The sequence below is a fragment of the Geomicrobium sp. JCM 19055 genome, from assembly GCF_000698185.1.
In the GTDB taxonomy this organism is placed as follows: domain Bacteria; phylum Bacillota; class Bacilli; order Bacillales; family Marinococcaceae; genus Geomicrobium_A; species Geomicrobium_A sediminis.
The window spans coordinates 39,513-57,584 of the sequence record NZ_BAXL01000012.1; the positions used below are offsets into that span (position 1 = coordinate 39,513).

Below are 18,072 nucleotides of genomic sequence, written 5' to 3' on the forward strand. Positions count from 1 at the left end.
CATTATACTGCAACGACTACTCACACTCAAAACGTCTCCTTGACGATTATATGACAAAAGAGCGACCGAATTCGGCCGCTCTTTCTTGTCACTTAATATTTCGTCACACCGATTAGAAGCATTAACGCAACAATCGTAGGAATAACGAGTACGATTCCGGACACAATAAACGTATTCGGCCAACCGTGGTCTTTATCCTTTAAGTGCATGAAATAGTACAGTTGTAAAAACAACTGGATCCCTGCTAAACCTAGAATAAACGGAATCGCAAATGATCCTGGAACGACATCAGCACCAACAGCAATAAATGCAAGTAGTGTGATTGCGATCATAAAACCAAATGCAATCGTTTGAATTCGTTGCTCCCGATTAATCTTTCTAATTTCTTCAGGAGTCATTGAGCTTTTCTCAAACGGTTGAGATAAATTTTCACCCATTTATGATCAACCTCCGATTCCCATTAGGTAGACAACCGTGAAGATGAAAATCCACACGACGTCGATAAAGTGCCAGTAAAGACTAGCTACGTAAAACTTTGGAGCATTCGTAAGCGTAATTCCCGATTTGTTGTAACGGATTAATAGTAAACTGATCCAACATAAACCGAACAATACGTGGGCTCCGTGCAAACCTACTAGCGCATAGAAAGATGATGCAAATGCACTCGTCGTAAAACCAAGTCCATAATGTACATATTCCACAAACTCATAGATCTCAAAACCTAAGAATGCAGTACCGAGAGCAACTGTCACCCACATCCAAATCTTCATCTTCTTAAATTGATTTTTCTTCATCGCAAACATTGCGAACACACTCGTTAACGAGCTTGTAAGAAGAATCATCGTCATAATAAAGACGAGTGGCAGTGAGAATATATCCGCCGCTTCCGGACCAGATCCTGTTCCGTTACGTAAACCTAAGTACGTTCCAAAGAACGTGGCAAACATCGTTGTTTCACCGGCAAGGAAGACCCAGAAGCCAAGAAACTTGTTCTTGCCTTCTAAGGTTGCCTTTTCCGGGTGGGAAGGAAGTCCTTTGGATAAATCAGTTGTTTCAGCCATTCGTTCCCACCTCTTTCTCCATCTGCTCAACGGTTTCTTTCGAAATATGATAACCGTGGTCTTCTTTCACAGAATGCAAGGCCATTGAGCCGAATGTAATAATTCCACCGACAGCAATTACAATCCAAGGACTAATAATCGCATTTTCCATGTTTAACATAATAAAACCAAATCCGGCGAAGAATAGTCCAAGACTAATCGTAAACGGATAGATTGAACCGTTTGGCATGTGAATGTCACCAATTGGCTCTGCTGGCTTCATCGTTCCATCACCATGAATCTTTTCATAGAATAATGGATCAAGAGAACGAACTTGTGGTGTTTGAGCAAAGTTGTATTCAGGTACTGGTGTTGGTGTCGCCCACTCAAGTGTACGACCATCCCAAGGATCTCCACCTTCGCGAGGTGATTTCATTGCAGAATATACAACGTTAACCACGAGCAAGATAATTGCCGCACTCATGACAAATGCACCAATCGTAGAGATCATGTTCATCGATTCCATCCCTTGACCTTCAAGGTATGTATACACACGACGTGGCATACCGATCAGTCCAAGAATGTGTTGAACGAAGAATGTTAAATGGAAACCAACATAGAACATCCAGAACATAATTTTACCTAATGTTTCATTAAGCTTATGACCGAACATCTTCGGATACCAGTAGAACGTTGCACCGATGAGTCCAAGAACGATACCACCTAATATGATGTAGTGGAAGTGGGCAACAACGAAATACGTATCGTGGTACAAGTGGTCAACTGGTGCCATTGCAAGCATAACCCCTGTTACACCACCGAGTACGAACGTCGGTACGAATGACGATGCACAAAGCATTGCCGTATTAAATGTGAGCTTACCGCCCCACATCGTAAAGAGCCAGTTAAAGATCTTAATACCGGTAGGTATACCGATAATCATCGTTGCAATCGCAAACACAGAGTTTGCAATCGGACCAATTCCGACGGTAAACATGTGGTGCATCCATACCATGAAACCGAGGAAACCGATGATTAGTGTTGCAAAGACCATTGCTGTATAACCGAAAAGACGTTTCTTAGAGAATGTCGGGATAATTTCAGAAATCATACCGAACGCTGGTAATACGAGAATGTATACTTCCGGGTGTCCGAAGATCCAGAAGATGTGTTGCCAAATGACAACATTACCACCCTCACCAGGGATAAAGAACATACCATCAAACATACGGTCTAACATAAGAAGTGCAAGACCAGCTGCAAGTGGTGTAAATGCAAATACGATTAAGATTGATGTAACGAGCGTCGTCCAACAGAAAAGTGGCATACGCATCATCGTCATACCAGGTGCACGCATGTTGATGATCGTTACGATAAAGTTAATCCCCGATACGAGTGTACCAATACCGGACACTTGTAAACCGAGTACGTAGAAGTCAATTCCAAGTCCACCGTAATCACGGCTTGCGAGCGGAACGTACGACGTCCACCCTGCATCTGGTGCTCCTCCGAAGAACCAACTCAAACTTACGAGTATTCCCCCGAAGAAGAACAACCAGAAACCGAGGGCGTTCACGAACGGAAATGCTACGTCTCGTGCACCGATTTGCAGTGGCACGATGTAGTTCATAAACGCAAATAATAATGGTGTTGCTGCTAAGAATAGCATGATCGTACCATGCATCGTAATAAATTCATTAAATGTCTGACCACTTAAAAAGTCATTCATCGGGAACATCAATTGAATTCTCATAAAGACTGCCATTAGGCCGGCTTTTAAGAAGAACAACGTACCCGAGATGAGATATAAGACGGCCAGCTTTTTATGGTCGACAGTCGTCAACCAATCCCAAAGCACACTCTTTTGGAGCGTGTTTGTAGCCTCTCTTACCACGTGGATTAGCCTCCTTTATGCATACCCTTAAGCGATTAGTCTCGCTCAAGCCCTTCTTTCGTTTCAGGGTCTAACTTCTCTAACTGATTTAAATAAGCTACAAGGGCGTCAAGCTCTTCATCGCTTAAATCTGGATAAGCAGGCATGTTGTTCCCTTGCTTTAATGATTGAGGATCTTGAATCCAAGCTTTCAAGTTCTCATCAGTCACGTCAAGGTAGTTCGCGATTGTCTCACGATCTCCAAAGTTCGCAAGTGATGGACATTGCGCCTCCATCTCCATCTACTGCGTGACATTGCAAGCAGCTTTGCTCTTCAAAGATTTCACGACCTTCGTTTGCAAGTGATTCAGTTGGAGCTTCTTCTTCTTCTTGCATTGCAGTTGCCCACTCGTCGAACTCATCTTGCTCAAGAGCGATCAGTCTGAAGTCCATTAGCGCGTGTGACGGACCACAAAGCTCTGCACATTTTCCTTTGTATACACCTGGCTCACTCGCTTCAAGCCACATGTAGTTCTCAATTCCAGGAATGTTATCGACTTTACCCGCAAGTGCAGGTACCCAGAATGAGTGCATTACGTCTTCTGCTTCTAGAACGAATGCAACTTTCGTGTCAACAGGTACGTATACTTCGTTACCTGCTGTAAATGAGTCATCGCCAAAGTCATAATCAAACTGCCACCAGAATTGATGTCCAGTCGCTGTAATCTTCATGACATCGTCGCCGAGCTCTTCAGCACTTTCAGCGTCCAATTCTTCTTCATCAACCTCTTCTTCGTTTTCAGCTTCTTGAGCTTCAAGACCAGTGTTTGATAAGTAAAATTGTCCAGTTACTGTAGGTACAGCTAAAATAGCTAATAAAAATAGCGGAATAACTGTCCAAGCCACTTCTAGCTTTGTACTTCCGTGAACTTGTTCAGGGTATTCATTGTCTCCTTCTTTATGACGGAAACGAACAACTACGATAAAGAACAGTACGAAGACGACAATAATAACGATCGCCATGACGTAAAGACTTAAAATCATGTTGTCATAAATCCATTGCGACTGAGGACCCATTGGGTCTAAAGCCGTCAATCTTCGCTCACCACAGCCTGCCAAGAAAAGGAAGACTGCCATAAACGGCGCAAACTTGAAAAGTCTTCTCAAACCATTCATGAGTGATTAAACCCCACTTTCTTTCTGTTGCTGATAATACAAGTGTAACCGTTGACTCGTAAATTCATGTAAAAACATGATCGAATTCACATCAGACTTAATCCTCCGTATAAATAAAACGAACACTAGGAACGCTTATTGTTATACGAAGTCATCCGAAGGGGCATCCAAGTACATACAGCATGTTTTAGCCCGTCTTACAGTGACGAGCGTGGTCCAAAAACGAATTACAATTGCCGGTTAAATCTACTGAGGAAACGTACAACTTACACATCTAAAGTGAGCGCTATACGGTCACACCAACTGTAAACAAGTTGATGTTACTGACAAACGGTAGTAGTCGTATTCATTCTCTGTCGGACAAAAACGGTACAATCATTATTATGTAACTACTTGATCACACCATCTGTGAACGCGAAGCGTCATAGCGAGTACTCCTCAACCAAGAGCGGCAAAGCCCCGTTTATCGCTAACCGTGTCACCCCCTTTAAATCGTAAGAATGGCAATCAAGTAAATTCACTTGGACCAATCAAACCTACTACAGTCTACTACAAAAGTCATATAGAGCGTAGAGGTTATCATTTTAATGCTATTATAGCCTAAAATTAAAATGGTTTCATCAAGTATGACCAATCTGATGAATATTTCACATGAATTGCCACTAAATGTTCACTGAACGTAAATTGACTTCTGATGATAAAGTTCTTTACTATTTACATGAGTGGTTCTTTACGTGTCGAAACATGTCGCTCGTAATAGCCTATTTTACGTAATCATACTCTAATTGTTTTGTCAACAGGTTTTACCCTACTTATGAAAAGGTGATCATCTTGAACAGAGGTTTGAAGTTTTTTTGGGATTCTAACTTCAATCGGTATGATTATTGTACTTTTACAAGGTGCAATTGTCACGAAAACCGATTCTGGTGACGGCTGCGGAGAAACGTGGCCATTATGTTTTGGAGAAGTTCTCCCAAGCAACATGGTATTTGCAACAATTGTCGAATATAGCCACCGTCTCGTTTCAGGAATTGTCGGGTTGCTCGTTATTATCTTGGCAATTTGGTCGTGGCGAAAGTTACGTCACACTCAGGAAACGAAGTTCTGGGCGCTAATGGCCGTCTTATTCATTGTTTTCCAAGGGATGATGGGTGCAGCTGCTGTTGTGTTTGGTCATTCGAATATCGTCCTTGCATTGCACTTTGGTATTTCAGCCATTTCTCTAGCAACTGTTGTCATCTTAACGATTCTATCATTTGAGAACGACAACCGACCACAGCCTCGAGTCACGAAAGGCTTTAGAAATTACGTATTTGGTGTACTCGTTTACGCCTATGCGGTCATTTACACTGGTGCTTACGTAAAGCATACCGGCTCAACTTACGGTTGTACGAGCTTCCCTAATTGCGATCCACTTTCATCGTCGATTAATTTTCAGGCACTCGTCCAAATCATTCACCGCTCTGCGGCAATCTTACTTGTCGTTCTACTCGTAATTTTAGCGATCAAAGCGATGAAGTTTAAGAGTGAAAGTAAAACATTATCCATTAGTGCGTGGACAGTCGTTGCTCTCGTCCTCATTCAAGCTACTGCTGGGATTTTAATTGTTTACTTCCCAGATCAATACATGACGTTTGCACTCATTCATTCACTCGTCGTTTCGATTATGTTTACGATGATTTGCTACATCGCTACAATTATTGTAAGACGACCTGCTTATTAACAAAAAGCCCTCGATCGAGGGCTTTTTGTTTTTTAGAATGCATCCAACAAGTTCGGCTTATACTTCGGTATTGCCCGCTCTAACAACTGTGCAGTATCATCACTGATTGATAGTTGCCCACGTTCTCTAAGAATTGAAAGGTCGATATATCGAAATAACAATGGCACGAGTGTACGAATATCTACAGTGATTGCATCACTTCGCGCATCAGCTAATGTTTCAACATGTGTGCGTTCTACATGATAATTGCCATTGTTCCACTCAGCAAACTCATCCGTAATCGCAAACGTCACACTTTCACCATCTTCTAACTGAAATGGGTACTGCTCTAAAAACCGCTGCGCATCCACAATACGTGCCATGAAAAATGGCTTACGCTCTTCTTTCACTTGAGGGTTATCCAAATAAAATTGCCACGGTGTTTGCGATAATTGTCGCACTTTTATCGTCTTTGCCATCGAATCATGGTCTGCAATAAATCGCCATAGCTGTTCATAGGCTTCTTCGTTCAACGCAACAAACTCTGGCACGACAAGTTCATTTTCTTTTATCTTATAAAAAAAGATAGCCTCGGTCTTCACCATGCTGGTCTACGTAAATGATCGCACGATATGTTTTAGTGAAATGATTAAACTTACGGTTTAACCACCACCATTCATCCCGATTAATCATCCCGGTGTAACGTGTCGCTAATTGCTGATAGACATCTTGCAGCCTTTGCCAATTTTCTTTTGTAACGTGATCAAAACTTCCAGTACCGTCTTTTGATGGTTTTGGAAATTGTTCTTTACTCGTAAACACAGCGGTCGAGTGATCACAATACAGTTCCCAACCGAATTTTCTGTAATAGCCGACAGAAAAGGGATCAAGTAGAGAAAGCGTTTGTCCTTTCTCTACCATATCCGTCAGCGCATGTTTTATTAATGTACGAACGAGTCCTCCTCGACGATGCTCTGGCCACGTCGATACGCCTGTAACCCCGCAAGCTTTCATCGCTACGCCTTGAACGTATACGTTCATCGGTAACATTGACACTTTTGATGCGAGTCGCTCACCTTCAAAAGCGCCCCAAATGTTTGAAGGTTCAATACGAGAGCGTATATCTTCTCGATCTTCCTTTGAAAAGTTACCTTGGAAAGCAAATTCACCAAGTTCAATGACTTGGTCTATTTCATTGTCATTTAACCTACGGATCTCCATTAACTACTCCTTTGTTAGCTCTCGAACTCTAGCAGTAAATCACCTGCTTCAATCGCTTCATTGTTGCTTATATGAACCGATTTAATTCTGCCGTCCTTTGGAGCTTGTACTGTTGTCTCCATCTTCATCGCCTCAGTAATAATCAGGTGATCACCTTTTTTCACATCTTCACCTTCTTTTACGATCACGTTTAAAATGGTCCCTGGCATCGTTGCTGCGATATGTGCAGGGTTTTTCTTGTCAGCCTTAGCTTTTTCTCTGACGTTCGTTTTAATACTACGATCTTTAATCACGACTTCACGTGGTTGGCCATTTAATTCGTAATAAACAATTCGGTCTGCTTTTTCGTTTGGCTCTGATACTGAAATCAATTTAACGATTAACGTCTTTCCTTCTTCAATGACGACTTCAATCTCTTCACCTAAACGAAGCCCGTAAAAGAACGTGCCAGTATCAAGAACCGATACATCCCCAAATCGACTTCTAAACTGCTCAAATTCCTCAAATACTTTCGGATACATCGTATGATTTAATACGTCATGCGCCGTTACTTCTCGTTCCAGTGACTCGAACAGTTCTTTTTCTACTTGTTCAAAATCAACCGGGTCCATATGTTTTCCTGGACGATCTTTTAGTGGTTCACGGTTTTTTAAGATGATCTTCTGAAGCTCTTCTGGAAATCCACCGTGAGGTTGTCCGATTTCACCTCTGAAAAGTTCAATCACTGATTCCGGAAAATCAAGCGACTCTCCTTTTTCAAAAATGTCTTTTTCTGTTAGCTCGTTTTTGACCATGTAAAGTGCCATGTCTCCAACAACTTTCGAAGAAGGCGTCACTTTTACAATATCGCCAAACATTTCATTGACTCGCTTATACATGTCTTTCACGTGATCCCATTGATTTTTCAAACCGACTGCTTTTGCTTGCTGTTGCAAATTGCTATACTGTCCGCCTGGCATTTCATGTTCATAAATCTCAGGATGAGGCGCGAGCAAACCATTCTCAAAGCCTTTGTAATAATGACGGACGTCTTCCCAGTATCCCGTGAGTTTTTTCACATCTGTCACATTCATTTGAGGTTCTTTGTTCGTACCCTTCAAGGCATAATAGAGACTTTCCATACTCGGTTGTGATGTTGAGCCTGCCATCGAACTAATGGCCGTATCAACAACGTCGACACCTGCATCGATTGCCCGGCTATACGTAAATACCCCATTTCCGCTCGTATCATGCATATGCAAATGAATTGGCAGCGAAGTTGCTGATTTTAGTTCTCCGATCAATTGAAACGCAGCTTCTGGTTTCAAAAGACCTGCCATATCTTTAATCGCCAAAATATGTGCGCCTTCACGCTCCAGTTCTTTGGCAAGGTTTAAATAATAATTCAAGTTGTATTTCGTTTGTTTCCCTTCGAGTAAATCTCCTGAATAACAAATCGCAGCTTCGGCGAGTTTACCACTCTCTCGAACGGCTTTAATTGCAGGTTTCATTCCTTCTAGCCAGTTTAATGAATCAAACACACGGAACACATCAATGCCCGCTTCTGCTGATTTCTTCACAAACTCTTCGATAACATTGTCAGGGTAGTTTTTGTAACCGACCGCATTAGCCCCACGCAACAACATTTGGAACATCACGTTTGGAATTTTTTCACGTAACGTGACGAGTCGTTCCCACGGGTCTTCATGCAAGAAGCGCATCGACACATCGTACGTTGCTCCTCCCCACAACTCTAGCGAGAATAAGTCAGGCATGAGCCTCGCCGTTTGATCAGCAATCGCTTTTAGGTCGTGTGTTCGTACACGTGTAGCTAAAAGTGACTGGTGCGCGTCTCTATACGTCGTATCTGTAATTAGCGTCCGCTCTTCTTTTTTTTAAGCCACTCAACAAATCCGTCAGCTCCTAGTTCATCAAGACGTTGTTTCGTTCCCGCTTTAGGAGTCTTTGTTAAATCAACTTCTGGAATTCGAGGGGCCAAATAAATTGGCTTCTTCTGCTTTTCTAAATCTGGGTAGCCATTCACAATCGTTTCACCAATAAACGTCAACATCTTCGTTCCCCGGTCTTTCTTTCTAGGAAATACGAACAATTCTGGTGTCTGATCAATAAATGACGTATTGTACTCCCCATTTAAAAATGAAGGGTGTGTAACGACATTTTCTAAAAATGAAATATTCGTTTTAATCCCTCTAATTCGAAACTCTCGTAAATTTCGGAGCATTTTCTGTGCAGCAACTTCAAACGTTGTTGCCCACGTAGAAACTTTTACGAGTAACGAATCATAATGGGCACTAATGACCGCTCCTTGAAAACCGTTACCAGCGTCAAGTCGCACACCAAATCCACCACTTGAACGGTACGCATTAATTCTACCCGTATCTGGCATAAAGCCGTTCTCAGGGTCTTCTGTCGTCACACGCGACTGAATCGCAAAACCGTGCAACGTAACTTGATCTTGTTTAGGTAACGCGAGTTCTTTGCCGAAAAGCGTTGCACCGTCTGCAATGTACAATTGTGCATGAACGATGTCTACGCCTGTAACCATTTCAGTAATCGTATGTTCCACTTGAATCCTCGGGTTGACTTCAATAAAATAAAATTCCCCATCAGCGCCTACTAAAAACTCGACCGTACCTGCGTTATAATAATTAACACTTTTCGCAAGTTGCACCGCTGATTCACAAATTCGTTCACGTAACTCATCTTCTAAGTTAATGCTCGGCGCAATTTCTACGACTTTCTGATGGCGTCGTTGGACTGAACAATCACGCTCATACAAATGCAAGATATTGTCACTATGATCACCGAGAATTTGAACTTCAATATGCTTAGGGTTTTCAATTAATTTCTCAACGTAAACTTCATCGTTGCCAAATGCACTTAGCGCCTCTGATTTGGCACGATCATACGACTCTTTTAACTCTTTCGCTTCCCTTACAATCCGCATACCGCGACCTCCGCCGCCTAAACTCGCTTTAATAATAAGCGGATAGCCGTGTTCGCTCGCAAACGCTTCCACTTCGTCTAAACTTAATACCGCACCGTCACTCCCTGGAATTACTGGAATGTTTGCGTTAATTGCAGCTGTACGTGCCCGTATTTTGTCACCGAACATTTCTAAGTGTTCTGACTTTGGACCTATGAATACAATCCCTTCTTGTTCACATCGCTTCGCAAATTCTGTATTCTCTGCTAGAAATCCATATCCTGGATGAATCGCATCCACACCGATTCGCTTCGCGAGTTTTATCATCGCTTCAATATCTAAATAAGCCTCAATCGGCTTTTTATCTTCGCCTATTAAATAGGCTCATCTGCTTTATAACGGTGAAACGCTCCTGAATCTTCTTTCGAGTACACCGCAACAGTACGTATGTCAAGCTCCGTACAAGCTCTAAAAATACGAATCGCTATTTCTCCACGGTTTGCAACGAGTACTTTAGAAATCGTTTTTAATTTACTCATCGAAGTTCCTCCCACCAAATATGTATTTCTCGTTCTAGATGTATATCATATCACGTTCATTTCTAGGTCGGCTACTAATCGGCACATGATTGTGTCGAATGTACTCGTAAAAACACTAAAAAAAGCCATTCTATGTAGATAGAATGGCTCTATTTATTCACGACAGTTGCATCATGTAACGCGGCTAATTTACGTTCTAGTTCTGACAATATGTTCTTTCCAGCTGTCTCATCAATAAGATTCAATCGAATCGCAAAATCAATTTCACGAGACAAACCATACATCTGTGTATCGAGCACTTCCTCATACAATGGGCATTGCGGCATCGTTAGGTTATCCATCTGCACTTCGATCAATTGCCTGATCTTCTCAGCATCTGCTTTTAGGATGGCGAAGGCCTGCTCTCTGCTGTCCATCACTGTCTCCATCTGCACATGCATCCCTCCAGTTTGAACTCTCTTACCATCATATCGGCTACAGCTAGAAAATGCAAGTTGAATCCTACAAGTAACCGCTTAAAAAAATGCTAAGATCGTAATTTTGTGAAATGCGCTTTAAAAGTTCAATCCCTACGACGCTATTTCCCTTCTCATCTAACGCCGGACTGTAGATGCCTATGCCAATGCCACCAGGTAAAGTACCTAAAATTGCACCTGACACACCACTTTTTGAGGGAATGCCTGCTTCGATCGCTAATTGACCTGAACTGTTATACATGCCACACGTTACCATAAACGTCTTAACGAGTTGAGCAATTCTCGGTGAGACGAGCTCTCTTTCATGTAGTGTACTATATCCCCTGTTGCCGAGCACTTGACCGATTCTAGCAAGGTGACAACAACTCATTTCAATTGAACATTGTTTCGTATAAATATCAATCACTTCATCAATGTCGCCTTCTAGAATGTTGTTCGCCTTTAAATAATAAGCGAGCGCTCGATTTTTGTCTGTTGTGTCATATTCACTTTGCGCAACGTCTTTGTTGTACGTAATGTCTTCATCGTCGGCAAGTTCACGTATAAAATGCAAAATCCGCTCAAACTTCTCTTCTTTTGTATTGCCTTTAATCATGGATGTAATCGTCAGTGCTCCGGCGTTAATCATCGGGTTAAGTGGCTTTGATTGGTCGGTTAACTCAAGCCTTGCCATTGAATAGTACGGATCCCCTGTAGGTTCCATACCGACGCGCTCAAACACATACTCTTTCCCACGATCTTCAATCGCTAATGCGAGCGTCAACACTTTTGATACGCTTTGAATCGTAAACGTTGTCCCGACGTCACCAAAGCGATGACAAGCCCCGTCTTTTGTAAAGATCGAGCAGGCAACAATCGACGGGTCGCTTTTTTTTCAGTGCAGGTATGTAATCAGCAACATTCCCAGATGATGAAAGCAGACGAACTTCTTCAATTGTTTTTTTCATTTCTCTTACAAAATTCTCAGTTAACATACACTACCACCTCCTATTTAGTAAGTTGCCCTTTCTCTTCTATTATCATCATAATAAAGTAGCATAAACGAAGACAAGCTGTTACGATTATTGATGTAGGAATTAGAGGAGGATTCAAATGGATCAACACATACTTACACTATCGGGAGAAAGTAAATTCACGATTACCATCGACCAACGGTATGGATCTTTGATAATCGCAAACTCGATGTGGACCAACACTTTAACGAACAATCAGGACAAGATAAGCCAGAAGAGCCAGAATTCGGACCGAGAAGATGGCAAACGAATCAAATCCGCACGAAAAAAGAAGCCCTCATTGAAGGCTCCTATGGATGGTTCTTAAACCTTTTATTGAAAATGCTGAACCGACAGAGCAAGCGAAGACGCTCGTTGCTATTCGCCGAAACGGTGAAGAATACAGTGCGCCTATTGACGTTGCGAAAGAATGGATCGCAGTATTCTCTGAAAACGGTCAAGTCATTAAAACGAGTGGTCCTCTTCACATTTATTATGGTGACGGTTCCAATCGCGAAAATCCGATCACTGATGTTGTCGGGCTTCGGCTTGATGCATAATGAAGATCATCTCTTAAAGAAGATCTGCTGCTAATTGGGCTAGCGCTGAGCGCTCGCCCTTTTCTAATGCCGTATGACCGCTAATTGAAACGTTTTTAAAGCGTTCAATCACGTACGTCAGTCCATTGTTATACGCATCCAAATACGGATGGTCAATTTGCTCTGGGTCTCCAACGAGAACGACCTTACTGTTTTCTCCGACACGTGTAAGAATGGTCTTGGCTTCGTGTTTCGTTAAGTTTTGCGCTTCATCAATAATAATAAATTGATTTGGCAAACTACGGCCACGAATATACGTTAAAGCTTCCACTTGAATGCCACCCATGCCAGCTAAAATATGATCGAGTTCCTCTGGCTTGTTCGTATTAAACAAGTACTCCAAATTATCATAAATCGGTTGCATCCACGGGCGAAGCTTTTCTTCTTTCTCCCCTGGTAAATACCCGATATCTTTCCCTAGTGGCACGACGGGTCTTGCTACGAGTAGCTTTTTGTAACGTCCTAAATCTTCAGCTTGATATAGTCCCGCTGCAATCGAAAGCAACGTCTTGCCTGTCCCTGCCTTTCCAGCAAGGGTGACGAGTGGTAATTGCGGGTCCAGCAACAATTCAATCGCCATTTTCTGCTGAACATTTCTCGGCTTCACTCCCCAAATGTGCTCACGCTCATATCGGAGTGGTTCAATATGTGTTGCAGAGTGGTTCACTTTTGCTAAACCTGAAACAGAAGGTTGCAGTCGATTCTTTAACACTAAAAACGTATTTGGCTCTAGCTCACCACATTTCAATTCGTGAACTGGCAACGTTTGATTTCCATAAAAACTCTCAAGTACTGTTCCATCAACTTCAAGACGGCGATATCCTTTGTACAATTCGTCATTCACGACAACACGATCATACAGAAAATCTTCCGCAGTTAAGCCAAATGCTTCGGATTTAATTCGAACGAGCGCATCTTTTGAGACGACAATGACTTTCCTTGCTTGCTCAGCCGCTTGTTGTTCCACGTTTAAATTTAATGCTACTGCAATTAAACGATTATCATTCGTTACATCCGGAAGAGTCACGCCAACGGTTTTGTATGAGCTATGATTTAATTCGACTCGCACAAAACAATCGCTTCCAACTTTAATACCTTTATGAAGCGGTCCTTCTTCTCGCAACTTATCAAGAATCCTTGCCACTTCTCTTGCATTTTTTCCTAGTTCATCCATGTTCTTTTTTTTCGCATCAAGCTCTTCTAATACGACAGCTGGAATAACAACATCATGAGGCTTAAAGGAAAACAGCGCGTATGGATCTTGCAAAAGAACATTGGTATCAAGAACGTAAATATTCTTCAATCGATTACCTCCCGGCATTGAGGGTCCCCATCCGTCATGCATTGATCCTCTACTACTTTTTTATGCACAGAGAGCTTCAATGTTGACAAGTCTTTCAATTTCATTGCACGATTACTATATGAAAAACGATTTTTATCTTTTTTTGAACGAGGTGAACGAAACGTGCGAGCGAAATGCTTACTATGTGATCGCGTTGATTCTCTAAACGACGAAGACCCACAAACAAAGAAGTTACGTAACCGACCGATTCATACGTACACGTGTAAAGATTGCTATGAGCGCATTGCTAAACGAACAGAAGAGCGTCTTGCGACGGGCAATTATCACATCCCCCATCATAAAAACAATCCATAAAAGAAAAAACGGTACAGGTGAGAGTCCTCACCTGTACCGTTTTAATTTGTCTGTTCTTTTTGCGGTTTGCTCCGTTTGTGCATTCGTAGTCGGATTCGGTAAATCCCGAGTATAAGACCGGCTACAATGAGTGATTCAACTACTGGATAAAACACGCCAAAGAACGCAATAATTAATGAGCCTATTAAAAGCGCTGCATAGACGACGATGTTTTTTAGAAGCGGTAGTTTCCTTGCAAACCCAAGGTTAAACACGACAATTGAAAGGATTACGACGGTCAAATATAACAACCAAAACCCTAATGCAATGTTTTCGTGTAAATTAAATAATCCCGCTGCAAAAGACACATCATCTACAGTCATCTCTCGACCTTCCACGATCGATTCCTCCTTTTCCTAATCAAAGGTTACGAGGTTTTCTTTTTACGTTTCGTTTCACGTTCACGCATTGCCGTATTTAACGTCTTCTTACGTAAACGAATGGAATCAGGTGTTAATTCACAGTACTCATCATCACCTAAATACTCTAATGCTTCTTCAAGTGTGTGAATACGAGGTCGTTTTAACGTTGTTGTTTGTTCTTTGTTTGCTGAACGAATGTTGTTTGCTGCTTTTTCTTTCGTAATGTTTACAGCAAGATCGTTGTCACGATTGTGTTCACCAACAACCATTCCTTCATATACTTCAGTACCAGGTTCGATAAACATGACACCACGATCTTCAAGTTGAGTCATGCTGTACGTCGTTGCTTTTCCTTTATCATTCGAAATTAAGACACCTTCACGACGCCCTGCGATGCGACCGTCAAAAGCAGGTTGATACGAATCGAACGAGTGGTTAATGATTCCGTAACCTTTTGTTTGACTCATAAATTCTGTACTGTACCCTACGAGACCTCTAGACGGGATCTTAAACTCAAGACGAACTTGTCCATCCCCTTGTTGCTCCATGTTGAGCATCTCGCCTTTACGTGCACCGAGCGCCTCCATAACAGAACCTGTATATTGGTCTGGAACGTCTACTTGAACGTGCTCATAAGGCTCACATTTCACACCGTCAATTTCTTTAATAATAACTTCTGGCTTTGATACTTGTAGCTCATAGCCTTCACGTCTCATGTTCTCAATGAGAATCGACAAGTGCAATTCACCACGACCTGAAACCGTCCAAACATCTGGTGATTCTGTTTGCTCAACTTTCAAACTAACATCTGTTTCTAACTGACGGAACAGACGCTCTTCTAATTTACGGCTCGTCACATGGCTGCCTTCAAGTCCTGCAAATGGACTATTGTTCGTAAGGAACGTCATTTGTAGTGTCGGCTCATCAATTCGAACGAGCGGTAGCGGGTCGATGTTGTCTTCGTGACAAACTGTCTCCCCTACGTTGATATCATCAATACCGGCAATGGCAATAATGTCTCCAGCAGAGGCATGTTCAATTTCAACCTTCTCTAAACCGTGGAAACCGAACATTTTACTCACGCGGAACGATTGCTCTTTCCCGTCACGTTTTACAACGACACAACGATCACCTTTGTTCAGTGAACCTCGAAAAATACGCCCAACACCAATACGGCCTAAGAAATCGTTGTACTCAAGCATCGTTACTTGGAATTGTAATCCTTCGTCACTGTTTTCAACAGGTGCAGGAACTTCTTTTACGATCGTGTCAAAGAGAACTTCCATACCGCTATCCTCTTCGTCTTCTGGACGTTTAGAGATTCCTTGAATCGCTGATGCATATACAACAGGGAAATCAATTTGCTCATCTGTCGCCCCGAGCTCGATGAAAAGATCTAGCACTTCATCTACAACTTCGTCTGGACGTGCGTTCTCACGGTCAATCTTGTTTACAACAACAACAGGCGTTAATTCTTGTGCTAATGCTTTCTTTAATACGAAGCGCGTCTGTGGCATACAGCCTTCGTATGCATCCACGACGAGAAGTACACCGTCTACCATCTTCAAGATCCGCTCAACTTCACCACCGAAGTCGGCGTGTCCAGGTGTATCTAGAATGTTAACCTTCGTATCGTTGTATTGAATCGCTGTGTTTTTTTTGCGAGGATCGTAATGCCTCGTTCTTTCTCAAGATCATTCGAGTCCATCGCTCGCTCAGCGACTTGCTCATGCTCTTTAAATGTCCCTGATTGCTTTAATAATTCGTCTACAAGTGTCGTTTTTCCATGGTCTACGTGTGCGATAATCGCTATATTTCTTAATTCATGTTTATTGTTCACTAGATGACTTCTCCCCTTATAATCCGTTACTTATACTGTTCAACTTTTCTATTTTAGCACATCTCTCTTGACAACTCCACTTCATAAAGTGCCTTTCCAATTACGACAATTTCCGTTACACTAAATGTAGAATAATAAAAGCAGGTGAAAATGTTGAAGAATATTCATTGGCCCGTGTTGCTTTTAGCCGTCCTAGCTGTATTAGGTATTGCCACATACGGTGTTGCTGTTGCTGAACGCAGTTTCTTGATTGCCATCTTGGCAACTGTTATGGTCGTTATTGCCTTTATGGGTTCTTCCAAATATCGATCCCGTAATACTGCTTCTTAAACGTTAAAGAGCGTTCCACATCGGAACGCTCTTTTTTTTATGATTGTAATCGACTCAAAAACTCTTGGCTTACGTTTGGCACGGCGGCTAAGTACGTACTCTGGTCTTCAATAGAGATTGGTGAACCATCGACTTTTACGCATTCACAGCCGGTTTCTTCTAACAACACTTTTGCCGCAGCAAAATCCCACGGTGATAGACGTAAGCTCATATAGCCGTCTAGACGCCCTGCAGCAACATACGCACTTTCAAGAGCTGCTGAACCATACGAACGTACCGCACGCACGTCTCGTACAATCGTCTGAAATCCTTGTTTTAATGATTCGTCAGCTTTACCGACGAGCCACCTTGCGTTAAAACCTAAAATCGCTTGCTCAAATGGCACCGACGCTCTTTTTGGCAATCGCTTCCCGTTCATGTACGCCCCGAGACCGCGGACCGCTGTAAACCACTCTTCACTTTTCACATCATAAACGATCCCAACATATCCAATGCCTCGTTGATAAATTCCAACGGATACGCAATAGTTCATCGACTGATGAACGAAATTCGTCGTCCCATCAATTGGATCAATAATCCACGTAATCGTGTCGTCGTTATGAACATCGTCATGATCTCCTTCTTCCCCGACAATGCGATGCGTCGGATAGAACTTTCGAATTTGATCGGTCATCAGGCGTTGAATTTCAATATCTTTATCTGTCACTAAGTCATCTGCATCTTCTTTCGTATCTATATGTAAGGATTCACGCTCCACATCGACAATGCGGGTTGCTGCAGTTTTTACAAAAGATACCGCCTCGTCTTTTAAAGCTGACCAGTTCATTTGTTGCGTCTCCAATTCACTCGCTCCTTCTCCCAGCCATCCATTTCTCTTCCACTTAGTTTAGCTTACATGACATTGAAAGTAAAAAAAAGCGGGCTTCTGCCCGCTAAAAACTCCCTATATGATTAACCTTCAAGCCGTAATAATTCCTGCGTGAGTTTCTTCAATTTAAGCTTCACTTGTTCTATTCCCTTTTCATCATTCGCTACCATATAATCGTGTAGGGTGACCAATTCATAATCAATCTCTAGACGTACAACAGGAATTCGTTTCTCAGCGTCGTTTCTCTTCATCGCTTGAATCACTTGTTCCATTACATACACCCCTCATTTTTTTGTCCGAAAAACTTAGGGCCGCCTATGAACTTGGCGGATGGCCAAGCCTTTCGATCACCTGCGACACATGATTAAAAATTCTGATTTCGGATATTATATCATATGCGCTTCGATTTTCAAATGACATTCTAATTCGATG

18 protein-coding genes and 2 pseudogenes are annotated in these 18,072 nt (G+C 42.2%); 4 read left to right on the forward strand and 16 right to left on the reverse strand.

The window, feature by feature from the left end; all coding sequences use genetic code 11:
* Positions 1-92: 92 nt before the first annotated feature.
* Genes JCM19055_RS11635 through coxB form a run of 5 tightly spaced genes read right to left on the reverse strand, consistent with a single transcriptional unit; the run spans position 93 to position 4,089 of the window.
* Entirely contained in the window at positions 93-437 is a 345-nt protein-coding gene (locus JCM19055_RS11635; RefSeq protein ID WP_042359838.1) for a cytochrome C oxidase subunit IV family protein, read from the reverse strand.
* Between the two features lie 6 nt (positions 438-443).
* On the reverse strand, positions 444-1,061 hold the full coding sequence (locus tag JCM19055_RS11640) for a cytochrome (ubi)quinol oxidase subunit III (protein WP_042359839.1): 618 nt from the start codon (positions 1,059-1,061) through the stop codon (positions 444-446).
* On the reverse strand, positions 1,054-2,934 hold the full coding sequence (ctaD, locus tag JCM19055_RS11645) for a cytochrome c oxidase subunit I (protein WP_042359840.1): 1,881 nt from the start codon (positions 2,932-2,934) through the stop codon (positions 1,054-1,056). Before ctaD ends, JCM19055_RS11640 begins: the two co-directional genes overlap by 8 nt.
* Positions 2,935-2,969: 35 nt before the next feature.
* Entirely contained in the window at positions 2,970-3,215 is a 246-nt protein-coding gene (locus JCM19055_RS31690; RefSeq protein ID WP_370543094.1) for a cytochrome c family protein, read from the reverse strand.
* Positions 3,166-4,089: a cytochrome c oxidase subunit II gene (coxB, locus tag JCM19055_RS11650; RefSeq protein ID WP_370543095.1), complete on the reverse strand. Its 924-nt coding sequence runs from the start codon at positions 4,087-4,089 to the stop codon at positions 3,166-3,168. The genes JCM19055_RS31690 and coxB overlap by 50 nt, the downstream gene beginning before the upstream one ends.
* Before the next feature lie 877 nt (positions 4,090-4,966).
* Between coxB and JCM19055_RS11655 the strand changes: the two genes are divergently transcribed.
* A complete protein-coding gene (locus JCM19055_RS11655) occupies positions 4,967-5,812 on the forward strand; it encodes a heme A synthase (protein WP_042359841.1) in 846 nt (281 codons plus the stop codon).
* 32 nt (positions 5,813-5,844) lie between these two features.
* Here the strand turns inward: JCM19055_RS11655 and eis (JCM19055_RS11660) are convergent, their stop codons facing one another.
* The 6 genes and pseudogenes from eis (JCM19055_RS11660) to JCM19055_RS29445 form a co-directional block, all read right to left on the reverse strand.
* On the reverse strand, positions 5,845-6,342 hold the full coding sequence (gene eis / locus JCM19055_RS11660) for an enhanced intracellular survival protein Eis (protein ID WP_265182055.1): 498 nt from the start codon (positions 6,340-6,342) through the stop codon (positions 5,845-5,847).
* Between the two features lie 22 nt (positions 6,343-6,364).
* Positions 6,365-7,012, reverse strand: coding sequence for an enhanced intracellular survival protein Eis (gene eis / locus JCM19055_RS11665; RefSeq protein ID WP_042359843.1), 648 nt, complete (start codon positions 7,010-7,012; stop codon positions 6,365-6,367).
* 14 nt (positions 7,013-7,026) lie between these two features.
* Positions 7,027-10,477, reverse strand: a pseudogene (gene pyc, locus JCM19055_RS11670) (pyruvate carboxylase).
* 149 nt (positions 10,478-10,626) lie between these two features.
* The gene (locus tag JCM19055_RS11675) at positions 10,627-10,905 is read right to left on the reverse strand and encodes a YlaN family protein (protein WP_042359898.1); all 279 of its coding nucleotides are present in this window, start codon (positions 10,903-10,905) and stop codon (positions 10,627-10,629) included.
* Positions 10,906-10,978: 73 nt separating this feature from the next.
* Positions 10,979-11,809, reverse strand: a complete 831-nt coding sequence (gene glsA / locus JCM19055_RS11680) for a glutaminase A (RefSeq protein ID WP_370543105.1) — start codon at positions 11,807-11,809, stop codon at positions 10,979-10,981.
* Positions 11,757-11,927 carry a hypothetical protein gene (locus tag JCM19055_RS29445; protein WP_265182056.1) on the reverse strand — a complete coding sequence of 57 codons (171 nt, stop codon included), beginning with the start codon at positions 11,925-11,927 and terminating at the stop codon, positions 11,757-11,759. Before JCM19055_RS29445 ends, glsA begins: the two co-directional genes overlap by 53 nt.
* Before the next feature lie 335 nt (positions 11,928-12,262).
* Here JCM19055_RS29445 and JCM19055_RS23810 point away from each other — a divergent pair, with 335 nt between their 5' ends.
* Positions 12,263-12,505, forward strand: a complete 243-nt coding sequence (locus tag JCM19055_RS23810; protein ID WP_052366261.1) for a hypothetical protein — start codon at positions 12,263-12,265, stop codon at positions 12,503-12,505.
* Positions 12,506-12,518: 13 nt separating this feature from the next.
* Here JCM19055_RS23810 and JCM19055_RS11690 read toward each other — a convergent pair whose 3' ends face one another.
* Complete coding sequence (locus JCM19055_RS11690) at positions 12,519-13,865, reverse strand: PhoH family protein (protein ID WP_042359844.1); 1,347 nt, start codon at positions 13,863-13,865, stop codon at positions 12,519-12,521.
* A gap of 144 nt (positions 13,866-14,009) precedes the next feature.
* Between JCM19055_RS11690 and JCM19055_RS11695 the strand changes: the two genes are divergently transcribed.
* On the forward strand, positions 14,010-14,201 hold the full coding sequence (locus tag JCM19055_RS11695) for a YlaI family protein (protein ID WP_042359845.1): 192 nt from the start codon (positions 14,010-14,012) through the stop codon (positions 14,199-14,201).
* A gap of 41 nt (positions 14,202-14,242) precedes the next feature.
* On the opposite strand, the gene JCM19055_RS11700 is transcribed toward JCM19055_RS11695, so the two are convergent.
* Together JCM19055_RS11700 and typA are read right to left on the reverse strand one after the other, a co-directional pair.
* Positions 14,243-14,563, reverse strand: coding sequence for a YlaH-like family protein (locus JCM19055_RS11700; protein ID WP_042359899.1), 321 nt, complete (start codon positions 14,561-14,563; stop codon positions 14,243-14,245).
* A gap of 44 nt (positions 14,564-14,607) precedes the next feature.
* Positions 14,608-16,442: pseudogene (gene typA / locus JCM19055_RS11705) on the reverse strand (translational GTPase TypA).
* 150 nt (positions 16,443-16,592) lie between these two features.
* Here typA and JCM19055_RS11710 point away from each other — a divergent pair.
* Positions 16,593-16,772, forward strand: a complete 180-nt coding sequence (locus JCM19055_RS11710) for a DUF5325 family protein (RefSeq protein ID WP_042359846.1) — start codon at positions 16,593-16,595, stop codon at positions 16,770-16,772.
* A 37-nt stretch (positions 16,773-16,809) separates the two neighbouring features.
* Here JCM19055_RS11710 and JCM19055_RS11715 read toward each other — a convergent pair whose 3' ends face one another.
* Positions 16,810-17,613, reverse strand: coding sequence for an inositol monophosphatase family protein (locus tag JCM19055_RS11715; RefSeq protein ID WP_052366262.1), 804 nt, complete (start codon positions 17,611-17,613; stop codon positions 16,810-16,812).
* A gap of 110 nt (positions 17,614-17,723) precedes the next feature.
* Entirely contained in the window at positions 17,724-17,912 is a 189-nt protein-coding gene (locus JCM19055_RS11720; RefSeq protein WP_042359847.1) for a hypothetical protein, read from the reverse strand.
* Positions 17,913-18,072 lie beyond the last annotated feature (160 nt).